Source organism: Labrys sp. 22185 (genome assembly GCF_052045555.1).
GTDB lineage: Bacteria > Pseudomonadota > Alphaproteobacteria > Rhizobiales > Labraceae > Labrys > Labrys neptuniae.
Genome location: NZ_JBQEPH010000003.1, coordinates 58474 through 73622, shown reverse-complemented (window position 1 = coordinate 73622; position 15149 = coordinate 58474). Strand labels below are relative to the sequence as shown.

At 61.0% G+C, this 15149-nt stretch carries 12 protein-coding genes; 4 read left to right on the top strand and 8 right to left on the bottom strand.

The genetic code is table 11. The annotated features are described in order from the left end of the window. Nucleotide 1 precedes the first annotated feature (1 nt). The gene (locus tag ACTJKX_RS07825) at nt 2-1039 is read left to right on the top strand and encodes a HEAT repeat domain-containing protein (protein ID WP_440724911.1); all 1038 of its coding nucleotides are present in this window, start codon (nt 2-4) and stop codon (nt 1037-1039) included. Beyond that, nucleotides 1036-2463 (top strand): glycosyltransferase family 2 protein, encoded by a 1428-nt coding sequence (locus tag ACTJKX_RS07820; RefSeq protein WP_394313581.1) that lies wholly within the window; start codon nt 1036-1038, stop codon nt 2461-2463. Before ACTJKX_RS07825 ends, ACTJKX_RS07820 begins: the two co-directional genes overlap by 4 nt. Nucleotides 2464-2478: 15 nt before the next feature. Here the strand turns inward: ACTJKX_RS07820 and ACTJKX_RS07815 are convergent, their stop codons facing one another. The 3 genes from ACTJKX_RS07815 to ACTJKX_RS07805 all read right to left on the bottom strand — a co-directional run bounded on the left by ACTJKX_RS07815 (nt 2479) and on the right by ACTJKX_RS07805 (nt 4851). Continuing rightward, on the bottom strand, nt 2479-2748 hold the full coding sequence (locus tag ACTJKX_RS07815) for an Hpt domain-containing protein (protein WP_440725153.1): 270 nt from the start codon (nt 2746-2748) through the stop codon (nt 2479-2481). Between the two features lie 97 nt (nt 2749-2845). After that, nucleotides 2846-3370, bottom strand: a complete 525-nt coding sequence (locus ACTJKX_RS07810) for a hypothetical protein (protein WP_367626034.1) — start codon at nt 3368-3370, stop codon at nt 2846-2848. A 140-nt stretch (nt 3371-3510) separates the two neighbouring features. After that, nucleotides 3511-4851: an aspartate aminotransferase family protein gene (locus ACTJKX_RS07805; protein WP_440724910.1), complete on the bottom strand. Its 1341-nt coding sequence runs from the start codon at nt 4849-4851 to the stop codon at nt 3511-3513. Between the two features lie 351 nt (nt 4852-5202). Between ACTJKX_RS07805 and ACTJKX_RS07800 the strand changes: the two genes are divergently transcribed. Together ACTJKX_RS07800 and ACTJKX_RS07795 are read left to right on the top strand one after the other, a co-directional pair. After that, nucleotides 5203-6072, top strand: a complete 870-nt coding sequence (locus ACTJKX_RS07800) for a DeoR/GlpR family DNA-binding transcription regulator (RefSeq protein ID WP_311943960.1) — start codon at nt 5203-5205, stop codon at nt 6070-6072. 111 nt (nt 6073-6183) lie between these two features. Continuing rightward, nucleotides 6184-7134, top strand: a complete 951-nt coding sequence (locus ACTJKX_RS07795; protein ID WP_440724909.1) for a helix-turn-helix domain-containing protein — start codon at nt 6184-6186, stop codon at nt 7132-7134. 278 nt (nt 7135-7412) lie between these two features. On the opposite strand, the gene ACTJKX_RS07790 is transcribed toward ACTJKX_RS07795, so the two are convergent. The 5 genes from ACTJKX_RS07790 to ACTJKX_RS07770 form a co-directional block, all read right to left on the bottom strand. Continuing rightward, nucleotides 7413-10577, bottom strand: coding sequence for an efflux RND transporter permease subunit (locus ACTJKX_RS07790; RefSeq protein WP_440724908.1), 3165 nt, complete (start codon nt 10575-10577; stop codon nt 7413-7415). Between the two features lie 3 nt (nt 10578-10580). After that, nucleotides 10581-11702: an efflux RND transporter periplasmic adaptor subunit gene (locus tag ACTJKX_RS07785; RefSeq protein ID WP_440724907.1), complete on the bottom strand. Its 1122-nt coding sequence runs from the start codon at nt 11700-11702 to the stop codon at nt 10581-10583. A 1072-nt stretch (nt 11703-12774) separates the two neighbouring features. Next, nucleotides 12775-13065 carry a hypothetical protein gene (locus ACTJKX_RS07780; RefSeq protein WP_440724906.1) on the bottom strand — a complete coding sequence of 97 codons (291 nt, stop codon included), beginning with the start codon at nt 13063-13065 and terminating at the stop codon, nt 12775-12777. 85 nt (nt 13066-13150) lie between these two features. Beyond that, nucleotides 13151-14110 carry a phosphotransferase gene (locus ACTJKX_RS07775; RefSeq protein ID WP_440724905.1) on the bottom strand — a complete coding sequence of 320 codons (960 nt, stop codon included), beginning with the start codon at nt 14108-14110 and terminating at the stop codon, nt 13151-13153. Then, entirely contained in the window at nt 14110-15063 is a 954-nt protein-coding gene (locus tag ACTJKX_RS07770) for a phosphotransferase (RefSeq protein WP_440724904.1), read from the bottom strand. The genes ACTJKX_RS07775 and ACTJKX_RS07770 overlap by 1 nt, the downstream gene beginning before the upstream one ends. Between the last annotated feature and the right edge of the window lie 86 nt (nt 15064-15149).

Genomic DNA, 15149 nt, shown 5'->3' with positions numbered 1-15149 from the left:
CATGCTCTGGCTGATATGGTCCATTTCGATTGTCCTGAGCGTCTTGTCGCTCCTGGTCATGGGCATCCTGATCCTTCGGCGCCTGCTCAAGCAGCGCCGGAAGGCGGCCGAGGCACAAGCCCGCCAGACCGTGCTCAGGGCATTGATCACCTTCTCGCACGACCGCGACCGTCAGGTCCTGAAGCAAGTGGTCGCCGGCGTTCCGCCACGCGTGGCCCTGGATGCGGGTTTCGAGTTCCTGGCCCTGTTGCGGGGAGACGAGCATGATGCCGTCATCGCACTTTTTGCCGAGTGTGATCTGCCCGCCGAAGCAGGTCGCCAACTTCGCAAGGGCAATGCCGCTGCGCGCATTCATGCCGCCGAGATGTTGGCCAAGTTCAAGTCGAACGACACGGCAGGCGCGCTGCAGACGGCTTTGGAACGTGATCGCTCTCGGGAGGTGCGTCTTGCGGCTGCGATCGCTCTTTGCGATCTTGACGCGTTGCCTCCACTCGATGTCGTCTTGCGCCAGATCGGCCTGACCGGCCAGCGCTCCCGGCGCCTGGTCGATTTGTTCAGGCGTCTGCCGGCCGATCGTTTCGATGAATTGAAGGCCCATATTGCCCGTCCCGATACCACGACCTTCGTCAAGTCTGCGGCGATCGAGGCCCTGGCCCGGACGGGCGACCATAGGCTCAATGACCTCTTCCAGCAGGCAGCCAAGGAGGCCATTCCCGACGTCGCGGCAGCGGCAGTCCGGGCCCTGGGTTTGCTCGGCCATCCCGATGCCGTCCCCGTTCTCACCGAAGCCATGGCCCATGGCGACTGGAGCGTCCGGGCGGAGGCGGCCGAGGCCGCCGGTCGCCTGGGGCTGCCGGATTTCGTCGCGCCTCTCCTCGTGCTGCTGGACGACGATATCTGGATGGTGAGCTACACGGCTGCAAAAGCCATGCGCGGCATCCCGCCATTGGGCGAGGACAGATTGCGCGAAGTCGCCGCGGGTGAGACCTCCCTTCGCCAGCGCATCGCCTCGCTCGTTCTCGCGGAAGGACCTGCATGATGTCGGACTGGGCTCACTACGCTACGCTAGGAGCGGGCATCCTCGCCTGGCTCATCATTGCCCTCGGCCTGATTCAGACGCTGGTCTATCTGCTGCAGCTCTTGGTGGCCGCTTATGCGCTTTCGCGGCGGCCGCCCGTTACGCGCTCGGCTCTGCTATGGCATCGCTATGCCGATATCGCGCCGCCGATCGCCCTGATCGTGCCTGCCTATAACGAGGAAATGAACATCGTCGAGAGCGTCCATTCGATGCTGGCGCTCGAATATCCCAATTTCGAAGTGGTGGTGGTCAATGACGGCTCCAAGGATCAGACATTGCAGCGTCTGATCGAGGGCTTTCGGCTGGTGAAGTTCCAGCGGCCACATGAAGACGCCCTCAAGCACAAGCCGATCCGTGGCCTCTACTCCTCGCCCATGAACGAAAGGCTGTTCGTGGTCGACAAGGAGAATGGCGGCAAGGCGGATGCGCAGAATGCCGGCATCAATGTCTGCCGGGCGCCTGTCTTCTGCGTCATCGACGGGGACTCGATCCTGGAGCCGGATGCGCTGATGCGCGCCGTCCAGCCCTTCATCGAGGATCCGGAGCGTGTGATCGCAGTGGGCGGAACCATTCGCATCGCCAACGGTTCGCGCATCGAAAGCGGCCGGGTGCAGGAGGTCAACCTGCCCAGGCGCTGGCTGCCGCTGTTCCAGATCGTCGAATATCTGCGCGCCTTCCTGATGGCACGGCTGGCCTGGAGCCGCATCAATACCTTGATGCTGGTCTCGGGCGCCTTCGGGGTGTTTCGCCGGGCCGAGGTCGTCGCCGTCGGAGGCTTCACCAAGGGCTCGATGGGCGAGGATCTCGATCTCGTCATCAAGCTTCATCGCCACATGATCGATGCGGGGCGGCCCTATCGCATCCAGTTCATTCCCGAACCGGTATGCTGGACGGAGGCGCCGGAAACGCTTGGCATTCTCGGCCGCCAGCGTTCACGCTGGCAACGTGGCGCGCTCGAATGCTTCTTTCGCTATCGCTCGATGCTGTTCAGGCCGCGCTATGGCCGCGTGGGCTTCCTCGGCCTCGGCCACATCCTGGTGGTCGACGTGCTCGGGCCGATCGCCGAGGTGCTGGGCTATGTCCTGATCCCGGTGAGCTGGTTCCTCGGCTTCCTGTCCACGCCCTATATGCTGGCCTTTGCCGCGCTGGTCTTCGTCTATGGCGTGTGCGTCAGCGTCGGGTCGCTGGTGCTGGAGGAAATGGAACTGCAGCGCTTCCCGCGAGCGCGTGATCTGGCCATCCTGACCCTGGCTGCCGTGGTCGAGAATTTCGGCTACCGTCAGCTCAACAATTTCTGGCGCATCAAAGGGTGGTGGCAATATCTGCGTTCCGACCAGAACTGGGGCGAGATGACCAGGACGGGTCTGTCGGGGGCACGCAAATAGCGCTTTGCCGCCCCATCATGCCAAGGCTGATTCGAGTTCTGCGATAAGCCGAGCGAGGTGCTGCTGAATGGCGACCTGATCCGTGCCGTCGGGCGCCGTAAGGGCCGTTTCAAGCTCGAATGCGCAGCGGCTCACCTCGGGAAAGCCGAAAGTGCCGCCGGCACCCGACAGCGAATGCGCGATCCTGACGAGATCTGCGTGTTTTTCCGAAGGAACTGCTATTTGGTCGTCGGCAAGCGTCTTCAGGGCAGCGAGCTGGCCATGCGCGCGTTCGATAAACCGCAGCCGCAGGCGCGCAATGGGATCTTCAATAATCGAAGCCTCCTGTGTTCGGGACGAAGCGGACCCATCCTACAGCGCCGGGCGGCGCGCAGCACACAATCTATTGGGCGCGAATGCGATCCAAATTCATCTTGTCGTTCCTGTATGTCGCGGCAAGCGACGTGCAGTTTCGTGGCGCAGCCCTCTGCTCACCAGGACGGGCCGGCACCTGTGGTTGCAGGCATTTGTCCAGGCGCCGCTTGGTGTCTGCTGCCTTGCGTTCGGCGGATTTGACATCGTCAGCCTTCATGTCCGCGGCGTTGGACCTGAAGGTGAAGCAGCTCTTTGAAGGGCTGGTATTGCCGGCGTAGTTGCAGTTTCCGAAGGTAAAATAGATACGGCCACCGACATCGACGACTTCGTAACCCCCGACATTGCGTTGATAGGTCACTTTCTGGAATTGCCGCAGTTTGATGCAATCGGAAGGAAGCGGGCGTCCTGACTTGATTTTATCGAGGGAGACGAAAAGCGTGCAGGCCGGCTGGTCGGGATACCGCGTGTATTTCTCGCCGAGCATTTGCGCAGATGCCGATGTTACTGCCGCAAGCGACAACGACAAGATCGCGACGAGAGACGAACTATGCATGACTCGCTCCTACTCAACCGTGGTTGAACAAATGTGATCATCCAGGTGTGGAGTAAGTGAGGCCTGAGGCTGCTTGCGAGGCTTCGCAGCATGGTTTTGCGTCAATACTGCCTGCCAAAGGCGACCGTGAAGTCGCTTTTCTAGCCGCGAATCTGGCCCAGGACCGCATCGCAATGGTCGACGAAGGTGTCGGCGTGCTCCCGGCGGAAGCAGAGGGGTGGGCGGATCTTCAGAGTGTTGCCATAGGCGCCTGCGGCGCCGATCAGGACACCGCGCTCGCGCAGCCCGTTGATCATGGCGCTGGCCGTTTCCGGCGCCGGCGTCTTGCTTTCGCGGTCCGTGACGAATTCCAGGCCGATGAACAGGCCGGCGCCGCGCACTTCGCCGATGGCAAGATGGCGGTTGGCGATCTCCCTCAGGCTGTCGCACAGATAACGGCCGACATTGCGGGCATTCTCGATGAGACCCTCTTCCCTGATCACGTCGAGCACGGCGAGGCCCGCGGCCGCGGCCACGGGATTGCCGCCGAAGGTGTTGAAATATTTGTCGCGGGCGTTGAACGCGGCGAGCAGGTCTGGTCTCAGCGCCATGCCGCCCATGGGGAAGCCGTTGCCCATAGGCTTGCCCATGGTGACGATGTCGGGGACGATGCCGTGGCGCTGGAAGCCCCAGAGCGCATCGCCGGTGCGCCCGAAGCCCGGCTGGACCTCATCGGCGATGAAAAGGCCGCCCTGGGCGTGGACGGCGGCGATGACCGGGGCCAGCAGGCCGGGCGGGTCGGCGTGGACGCCATCGCTCGAGAAGATGGTATCGGCGATCATGCCGGCAAAGCGGATGCCCTTGCTCGCCATCTCCTTGATTGCCGCCATCACGGCGGCGGCCATGACCTCGCCGGGATGTTCGTCCGGCTTGCGATAGGAATCGGGCGCCGGGACGGTGCGCACATGCGGTGCGAGCGGGCGGCCGGGGCGCGACGACGGCGAAATGTCGGTCACGGCCGCCGTGTTGCCGTGATAGGCCATCTCGCTGACGATGAAGCCGGTGCCACCGGTCGCCGCCTGGGCGACACGCAGGGCAAGGTCGTTGGCTTCACTCCCGGTACAGGTGAGGACCAGATTGCCGATCGCCTCCGGCAGGGTCGCCAGCAGGCGCTCGGCATAGTCGTCGACGACGGCATTGAGATAGCGCGTATGGATGTTCAACCTGCCGACCTGCTGCCGGATCGCCTCCACCACCCGCGGATGGCAATGCCCGACGGAGGGTACGTTGTTGTAGACGTCGAGATAGCGCCTGCCATCCGCCCCCTGGATCCACACGCCCTCGGCGCTCACCGCCTCGATGGGCTCCCGATAGAACAGCACCGCTCCTTGCCCGAAAGTGCCAAGGCGCCGCTCCACGGCGCGGCGCGCCTGCTCGTCGCTCGGTTTGGCCGCTTGCGGGTCATAGGCGTTGAGGGCGAGGATTTCCTTCTCGATCTGCATGGCAGGGTCCAGGCGGGTTCGGGGGATGGCTGACGGCATCTCCCGGAGGAGACGAGCAACTTTGCAACCACCATCGAGTTGTGTGTGAGGTTCCACAATCTTCAAACACCCTCAGCACAGAGTTTGAAGAATATCAGGAGCGAGTGTCATCGCATCTCTCAAACTATGCGAAAAACGACGCAAAATTTATCCGTTTGGTCAATACATGAAACCGGCCGGGTTGGATGATTGCATGTGGATGTGAGGAAAGTTCCGCATTTTTTGTGGACATTCCACATTTATCGGCACAAGATCATGAGAGAGGACGCCAAGTCCCGTTTCCGGTAGTGACGCCAATTGGTGGGGTTCTCGATGGCAAACGATGCGCCGTCCGCGGAGAAGGAAGACAGATATTCCCGTTCGGTCCAGCCGAACCAGGAACGGGACCGGCTTTCCAAGGAGGTGCGCCAGCAGCGCATCATCGCGCAGCTCTCCGCCGCACCGACCTTGCGTGCCTCGGAACTGGCCGCAGCCCTCGGCGTTTCCGGGGAGACGATCCGGCGTGACCTGCTCGAACTGCATGAGCAGGGCCTGATCAATCGCACCTATGGCGGGGCCTCGCGTCCCTTCGCCCATGAACCGTCACGCAGCGACCGCCGCCACGTGATGATCGCCGAGCGCGAGGCGATCGCCGCCGCCGTCTCGGCCATGATCCTGCCCAAGGAAGTGCTGATGCTGGGAGGTGGCACCACGACCTATCACGTCGCCCGCTTCCTGGCTGCCCGCAACCGCGACATCACCGTCATCACCCATGATTTCGCCGCCGCGATGGCGCTCGGCACCAACCCGACCATCCGCGTGCTGTTCTGTGCCGGCCGCCTCCATGCCAGCGAAGGCTATCTGTTGGGGTCGCAGACCATCGCCAGCATCAACGGCTACGAGGCCAACCGCGCCATCGTCGGGGCCACGGGCCTGGGTGCCCGCGGCATCTACGATGCCGACGAGGAGGCCGGTGCCGTCTACGCCGCCATGGTCCAGCGCGCCGCCGAGGCGATCGTGGTGGCCGATCATGCCAAATTCGACCAGCTCGCGGTCGCCATCTGCTCGCGCTGGGATGCGATCGACCGCCTGGTCACCGACAGGCAGCCGCAAGGCTCGCTCGCCGGCGGCCTCAAGGAGGCCGGCACCGAGGTGATCGTGGCCGGTCCACGAAACGAGAATGCCGGGGAGGGCGCACGCTAACCCTTCACGCCAGGTGGCCGCAGAGCCGCTGACGGGCCCGGTCATCACCAGATTGCCGGCCAGCCATAACAAGACCGAACATCATCCAGACAGACGGAACGGGGCCACCTCATGCATCATCCTGCCATCCGCACGCGACCCGCGGCATCACGACCGATCCATATCGGCCGGCTCACGTTGGAAATCACGCAGGCCGAGGGAGAGCGGGTCAGTCACTGCGAGCCGGCCAAGGGCGCCAGCGAGGCCTGCTACATGCTCCTGGTTCCCCTGAGCGGGAGGCTGCACTATGCGCAGGCCGGTCGTACGGGCAGTGTCGGGGCAGGGGAATATGTACTGCTCAGCCAGATGGAATTTCACGAATTCGCTGCCCAGGCCAATACTGCGCTCATGATCCTGCGCATTCCCGTGCTGGAATTGCGGGGGCGGCTGACATCGGTCGATGATCACATCGGCCGCCGCTTCGGGGCCAATGTGCAGATGACACGCCTCATGGTGGATCTGCTGCGCAGTGTTGCGGAGGTCTTCGTCGATTGCCCGCCGCCCAATCCGGAAGCGCTCGCCACCGAGATCTTCAGTTTCGTGGCACTTGCCATCGGTGCCGAGGATCGCGGCTCGACCGTGGATGTCCGCAATGCGCGCTACCATCTGCGCCGGCGTATCTTCGAGTTCATCGAGAAAAACCTCGGCGACCAGGAACTGACGCCCCGCAAGATCGCTGCCAGCAGCAGGATTTCGTTGAGCTATCTCTACAGCCTGTTCAACGACGACGACACCACGGTGAGCCAGTTCATGCAGCTCAGGCGCCTGCAGCGGGCCTATGAGCTGCTCGTGGCCGATCCGGGGGGGCGCCTCACGGTCTCGGAGATCGCCTATCAGGTCGGCTTCAAGAACGTCTCGCATTTTTCGCGTAGCTTCAGCCGCCAGTTCAACATGGCGCCGCGCGATGCCCGCCGCACCGCGCAGGAGGCGCCGGAGCTGAAGATGCCGCTGCCGGCGGTGGAGACGCAGGAGCGCCTGCCGCGCCGCGGCTTCACGGCCCATACCCTGCAGGCTTCGCCCTGAGGGCGGGTCTTCGGACCCGCTCAATTGCACCGGCAAGCCCGGCGCTTCCGAGTCTGTTCGGACGCCCTGACTAAAGAACTATGCAAAGGTCGAGAAAAACACCTTTCGTCATGCCCGGTACCGGCACATCAGCCTGATTTCAACGCTCCGTCACGCTACCGCGTCATACCCTCGCCAACGAGACAGTGCCTGGCGCCTTCGTCACGGTTCAATTCCACTCGGAAAGCTGGAGCCGCCGGAAAATCCGGCGCGGTTCAGCTCCAAAGTGCGATCCTGTCTTACTCTGACGACGGCACCTGCGGGATCTTTACATCGGGAATAGCCGGCCGCGCTCCGGTACGCAGCCGCTCCCTCAGCCCTTGGAACAGGACGTAAAGCGGAGGGATCACAAAGATGCCGATGAAGGAAGCGAGTATCATACCGCCGAAGACGGGTGTACCGACGTTCCGCCGCGCAATCTCAGAGGCGCCGGTGGCGACCACCAAGGGATACAGTCCGAGAATGAAGGCAAGCGACGTCATCATGACGGGACGGAAACGCAGCCGTGCTCCCTCCGTTGCGGCCTCGAGCAAAGGCACCCCCCGCTCGCGCTGCTCCTTTGCGAACTCAACGATCAAAATGCCATTCTTGGCGGCAAGGCCGATCAACACAATCATGCCTATTTGACCATAAAGGTCGAGCGTAAGGTGGCCGATGGTGATCGCGGCAAAAGAGCCGAGAATACCGACTGATACTGATAGCAAGACGGGAACCGGGATGGTCCAGCTCTCATAGAGGGCCACCAGAAAGAGGAAGGCGAACAATACGGCGAAGGCGAGGATGAATCCGGTCTTGCCTTCAGCTCGCTTTTCCTGGAATGCCGTGTCCGTCCACGCTCCGCTGTACCCGTCGGGCAGGGTAGCGGCTGCAACGCGTTCCATCGAGGCAAGTGCCTGCCCCGATGACACGTCAGGAGCGGGGGCACCCTGTATCGTCACCGCTCTCTTGTTGTTGTAGCGAATGAGCGAAGGCGGCCCGACAACGACGCGCACTTCGACGAAGGAACGCAGGGGCACCATCTTGCCGTCCGCGTTGCGGACATTGATGCGATAAATGTCTTCCACAGACTTGCGATCGGCAGCTTCGGCCTGGACCTGGACCTGCCAGGTCCGCCCGAACAGGTTCATATCGTTGACATAGTAGCCGCCGAGCGAGGCCTGAAGGGCCTGGAAAACATCGCTGAGGGAAAGACCCAGGATCTGGGCCTTCTCACGATCGATATCGAGGAACAGCGACGGATTGTTTGCCGAGTAGGTGCTGAATACGCGTGTCAGTTGCGGATCCTGATTGGCCGCCACAGTGAGCCCGCGAACAACTTGGGCCAAGGCCTTCGGATCGCTGCTGCGCAAGTCTTGAAGCACATAGGTGAAACCGCCGCCTGTCCCCAAGCCGACGATCGGCGGAGGGGCGAGCGGAACGACCGAGCCATCCCGAATTTGCCGAAGCTCTGGCCCCAGCCGGGCAATCACCGCGCTGGCCGAGAGGGACCGGTCTTTCCGATCTTCAAATGGCTTGAGCGTTACGACGATGAAGGCGGCGTTAGGCTGAGAGTAGTTGTCGATGAAGTTCAGTCCGATGATCGATGTGTAATCGGCTACGGCGTCCTCCTTCTTCAAGATCGTCTCGGCCTGTCGTATCACATCGCTGGTGCGTGCGACGGACGCTCCTCCCGGCAAGGAAACAACGACGAAGAAAGCCCCCTGATCGTCCTCGGGAAGGAATCCGGTCGGTGTCTTCTTTCCCAGGAGAAAGACGCCCCCCATCGCAGCGCCCACGCCAACGATGCCGATCACGGCAAAGCGTACCAAACGCGCTACGACGGCGCCGTACCCGTCCCGGATCCGGTCGATAGCGCGCATGACATAGCCGATCGGGCCACGCTTGGGGCCATGGGATCCCGGTTTTAGGAGAATGCCACACAGTGCCGGGGACAATGTCAGGGCGTTGATTGCCGATAGCAGCATGCCAACGGCGACCGTGACCGCGAATTGCCGGAACAATTCACCGGAAATTCCAGGAATAAATGCAACCGGAACGAACACCGACAGGAGGACGAGGGTAACGGCGACGATCGGGGCGGTGATCTCCGCCATTGCTTTCTTGGTGGCATCGGCAGCCGACAGTTCCGGGTGCTCTTCCATGATGCGTTCGACGTTCTCGACGACCACGATCGCGTCATCGACGACAATGCCGATGGACAGCACGATGGCGAGCAGGGAAACGGTATTGGCCGAGTAGCCGATCGCATTCAGAACGATGAAACTGCCAATCAAGCTGACAGGAACAGCCAGGGTCGGGATCAGCGTCGCCCGGACGCTGCCCAGGAAGAGATAAACGACGAAGACGACAAGAATGAACGCCTCGATCAGCGTCTTCTGGACCTCATGGATCGTATCCTTGACGAAGACGGTCGGATCATAGGTCACCTTCCAATCAAGATCGTCCGGAAATTTTGCGGCAAGCTCGGTCATGCGCGCCCGCACCGCGTCGAGGGTGGTAATGGCGTTGGCCCCCGGCGATTGATAGAGCGCGAGCACCGCCGAAGGACCGCCATTGAAGAGCGTCTCACGATCCAAATTGGCAGCGCCGAGTTCCAGCCGGGCGACATCTCCCAGATGCAGGAGCGACCCGTCGGGATTGGTCCGCAACACGATTTTCTGGAAGTCCTCGATCGAACTGAGCCGTCCCTTGGTCTGCAAGTTCAGCTGCAGCTGCTGATCGTCCGAGATCGGGCGTGCGCCGATCCGCCCCACTGCTGCCTGGACGTTCTGCGCCTGGATTGCACGAATTATGTCGCCAACCGCGAGATTGAGTCCTGTCAGGCGATCTGTGCGCACCCATGCTCTAACGGCATAGTCCTGCGGTCCCCACAGACTGGCATCACCAACGCCCGGTATGCTTTTCAGGTCGTCGAGGAGGTTGATCGTGGCGTAGTTCGAGATAAACAGAGGATCATAAGTGTGCTTTGGCGAGTATATGGCCAGAACACCAAGGAGCGCCGAGGACTTCTTTTTGACGGTGACGCCCTGCTTCTGGACGTCTTGGGGAAGCTTGGAAATCGCAGTCTGGACGCGATTATTCATATTGACGGTATTGATGTCCGGATCGGTTCCAAGTTCGAAAGAGCCGATGAGCGAATAGCTGCCATCATTGCCGCTGACGCTCTTCATATACATCAGCTTATCGACACCCACGACTTGCGCCTCGATAGGCTGTGCAATCGTCGCATCGATAATGTCGGCGGAAGCGCCTGGATAGGATGTTGTGACCGAAACCTGCGGCGGGACAATGTCTGGATATTGCGCGATAGGGATGACAAACAAGGAGAGCAGACCGGCTATCACCGTGATGATGGCAATGACAATTGCCAGGCGCGGCCTATCGACGAAAACCGAGGAGAGCATGGCTTACTTTCCCTCGCCTATGATCGTCGCAAGTGTGGCTCTCACCGGTGTTCCCGCGCGAAGGCTTTGGAAACCCTCCGTGACCACCTGTTCTCCACCGGACAGTCCATCGGCAATGATTGCGCTAGCGCCACTTTCGCCCGCTGTCTTGATGCGTTTGACGACAGCCTTGCCATCCTCCACCACGAAGACGTAGATGCCGGCTTGATCGGCAATCAGCGCAATCTGGGGCACGAGCACGCGTTCTTGCGGTTTACCTGTCTGAAGCTCGACCTTGACCAATTGCCCATCGATCAAGGTGCCCGATGGATTCGGTATATCGGCCCGGATAACGACCGTGTCCGTGAGACGATCGACGGTCACATCAACGAAATTTATCTTACCGACCTGGTCGTAGAGTGTCCCGTCGGAGAAGCGGACCCTGACTTCGACAGCTTTGCCCTCGCCGGTTTTTCTCGCTTGGCTCAGATCTCGCTGGCTGACCGGAAAGGTCACATGCATCAGGTCTTGACTGACAAGTGTTGCCAGAACACCGCTGTCTGGCCCAACAATATTGCCCTTGGTCACGGCAGTTCGACCAATGCGGCCAGCGATCGGCGCGTAAATATCGGTGTAGCCAAGGTTGATCATCGCTGTTTGAAGGCTTGCTTGCGCCGATGTTACGCCACCTTTGGTTTGGGCCTCCTGGGCAACGGCCTGGTCTCTGGCGACGACGGTTCCCGCATTGCGTGCAACGAGGTCTTCCGCGCGTTGGCGCTGGATGGTTGCGAGCGTCAGTTCGGCCTTCACCCGCTCAAGAGCGCCTTGAGCTTGTTCGACGTCGGCCTGAAACAGCGATTTCTCGATCTTGTAGAGGGGGGCTCCCACAGCAACGGTGTCGCCTTCGCGAAACGACACGTCATCCAGCACGCCCTTGACGCGGGCCCTGATCTCGACACGCTCCGGCGCCTCGATACGGCCAACGAAGTCGACCGATTGCGTGACAGGGCGACGCTCGGCAACGACGGTGGAGACCGGTACCGCCGGGACATCCGCGGCAATCGAAAAAGCCGAAAAGGAGAAAGAAAACGAAAGACCGATTATTGAAGCATAGCCTCCACGCCGCATAGCGTTTAACCAGCTCATCGACTTTTCCTTCCATAAATCTCTTACGCGGTGTCAGATCTTGAGTTTCAGTTCATGAGATAGGCTTTAGTGTGCGTTTTCTGTTGCAGCTTACATTATGCCAATCGTGTGAAAGAGATAAATTTCGGGGCCTTTTCAGTAAGAAATTTGGTTTTTGGCGAGTGTTTATTTCGTGCGCGCTTATTTTTGAAGATTTATATTAGAAACAAATTGTCATTTCAGTGTTCGGAGTAGTTGTTCATTCCAATTTCGCAACAGTGCGTGTCCCGCTGTAAAAATAGAGCTTCATGATGGGAGCCACTCAAAGGGGCGGCGCACTCTGGGCCAGTTTCGAACAACCACATTTTTTCTTCCAACCACAGTACCCCTGCGAACCACCCGTCTGTTTCCCGGAATGATCCTCCGATCTCCTCGGCGAATATGGGGTCTGCCCAGCGGATGGCGTGCCATGGCCCGGCGCGCTGCGATTTGAGTCGTTCCGTTATTCAACAACGCCTGACTGCCATCGACGCCGCCAGCCGGCATGGCTTGGGCGATATGCGACGAAGCAGGGGCTATAACGATGGCAAGCAATCCGCCTAAGCATCTCACAATTTAGCTCCCTCATAGGCGTAACAAGCACCCTTATATGAGGTACATCACCAGTTCGGCCATCTAAAGCGAACCTCCTGATTTTTTTAAAAAACCTAAACCAACACTGGTGCTATTTCCACATATATTTTTAGAGCTTTTCATGGATGATGAGTTGATCTTAATCCTTCAAACTCGACCGATTTTGTTTGGATTTTTCACCTAATTTTCTCGATTGGAAAAATGAGCGGAAGACGATGAAGGCGTCGAAGTTCTCGGCCGCGTAGAAAATGGCTCTACTGAAGCAGGGTAATGAGGGTATCTCACCCGCAGATATTTGCGGCGCAGCGAGCGACAACCGGCGCTGATCTACCTTAATTGTAAAAATATGCAGGCACACTTTCGCCGGAGATGAAGAAGCCAAAGCAGCAAGAGGATAAGCGCGTGCGGTTGAAGAAGACCGCCGTGGACCCAACGCCGGATCGCGAACGGTTGCAGGACGTCATTCGTCGAAACCTCCAAGGCCTGCCTGGAAGCGGCAGGTGGTGCATGGCATGCTCTGCGATTGGATGATTTCGGTCTGCTCGACGGCATCGTTCGTCGCCCGATATGGGCTGTGCTGGGTCTGGGCCACCATCTGAGCAATTGGTTCGCAGAACACCGTACTCGGCCGGACCCTGTTGGCATCGTCCAGAGTCGATCGCGGCACCGCAACCCCGCCGACATGGTACAAGCGGGCAGCCGTAGGCTTGATCCGGGCATCCCGATCGCGCTTCTCGTCGAGATCGCGCACTCGGATCTACACCGGACACCTCGTCCGGCGGGGGACGAGCCCGGTGATGACAAAATGTCGAGGTTGCTGCGACTGGCGGGCAGCTTCAGATCAGCCGCAGCCAGCTTTCCCAGCGCGGATCGTACATTACCTGGCGGGCGCGCATATATTTCCACACGCCATATTTCTGATAGTCGAAATCCCAGCTGTTGAGCTTGCGGTTGACCACGGCCCAACTTGCCCATTTCACATCGGCCAGGGCCCGATTGAGCATGACGCGGGCGACCATGGCGGGCCGGACGGAACCGCAATACTCCTCGATCAGTTCCAGGGTCTTCTGCTCGTCGTAGAACATCTCGGCGAACAAGACACCGAGCTCATAGGCGCGTTCATTGTTGGAGGCGAACTCGTAGTCGATCAGCTTCATCGGCCGCGAGTTGGGAGCGCCATCGGCGCTGATCAGGAAGTTGCCGGGCATGGGGTCGTTGAAGCAGGGCACGAGATCGAGCCCCGAGGCCAGGAAGGCAGCCTTGGCTTGGCGATAGCGATGCTCGATCCACGGCATGGCCGGCGGGAAATGCGCGCCGAGTTCGCGGCCCTGCTCAATATGCTCCTCGATCATGTCGAAGATGGTCTTGGTCAGGCCGAGCGCCGGGCTGGCATGCAGGCGGCGATAGATGCCGAGCACGTCAGCCTGGATGGCAGGGTCGGAGAAATCGGCATTGGTGCAGGCCCGGTAGCCGTCGAGGAATTCGCTGATCTCCAGGCCGTCGGCCGCATCGAAGAACACCACTTCCGGCGCCACGTCGATGGCATGGGCGTTGCGGGCGGCTTCGTTGGCGGCGACGCGGTCGATGAACATTTCGGATCCCGCGCCGGGCACCTTGATGAAATAGCGCCTGGTGTCGCCCTCGATCTCGGCGACCCAGTTCTGGTTCATCAGCCCGCCGACCAAAGCGGTGTAGTGCACGCCGCGGCCCTGCCAGGACGGTACCCTGGCGACGGCCTGTTCCAGACGGTGTTCGGCTTCGCTTGCGGCCTCGCCGAGGCGTTTCTTGACGGACATCAGATCCTCCGCAGCGCTTCGCCGAAACGCGGCGAGTGCACGGCCATGCGGCAGCGCACCAGGCGCCAGCTGGCGAATTTATGAAATTCCAGGGTGTTTCGCGGCGAGCGGGCAGCCACCAACGTACCGATCAGGCCCCAGCGCAGGTCGTCCGCCACGCCATAGAGCCAAGCGCGGTTGTAGGCGGCCTCGTCGAAGCCTCCCTGTGTGCGGGCGAAGGCGTCGCGTGCCTCCGGCTCCTGGTCGAAGGCCTCGGCGAGGAAGCTGCCCATATCTTCGAGCGGATCGGCGTTCCCAGCGCGATCCCAATCGACCAGACGGATCTCGCCGGCCTCGCTGATCATGATATTCGAGACATTGCCGTCGCCATGGCTGGGCACCGCCGCCTTTCGGCCTGGCGCCAGCGCTGCCCCGGCATAGCGCAGTTCCGCCAGCAGCCAGTCCGCATCGGCAGGCAATTGGCCTTTGGCCGCGCGGGTATCGCGATGGAAGCGTTCGATCTCGTCGAATACGCTGCTGGTTCGGGAAAGCGCCGGACCTTCCTGGAAACGTCGGCGTGCGGCTAGAACGCGATCGACGACGTCCTGATCGAGCAGGCGCTCCAGGGTGGCGGTACGCCAGCCGGCGTCGAGATCCTCCATGACCAGGGCTCCGGCATTCTCATCCGCCACATGGACATGGGGCCCGATGCCGAGTTCCGAGGCCCGCCGCGCCGCGTGGAAGGCGCAGGCGACGTCGATATAGAAGGCAGCGTCGGGATGCATGAGCTTGACGAACAGGCTTTCGCCACTCGCCTTGTCGCGCACCCGCCAGGGTGAACCGTCGACACCCCGCCAGCTCGGTGAGGCAAGCACCGGTATGGCGGGTTCCGTGGTGATCGTGCGCGCCGCCCAGCCGGGCAGCTGTCGGACATGGGCCTCGACCCGTGCCCGCTCCTCCTCGAACATGCTCATTCCGTCGTCGGTCCCCCGGAGCCTCTGCGATATCGCCAAGTCCTTTGCGAAATCGCTCGGAATCGCAAAGGCATGTCGAAACAAGG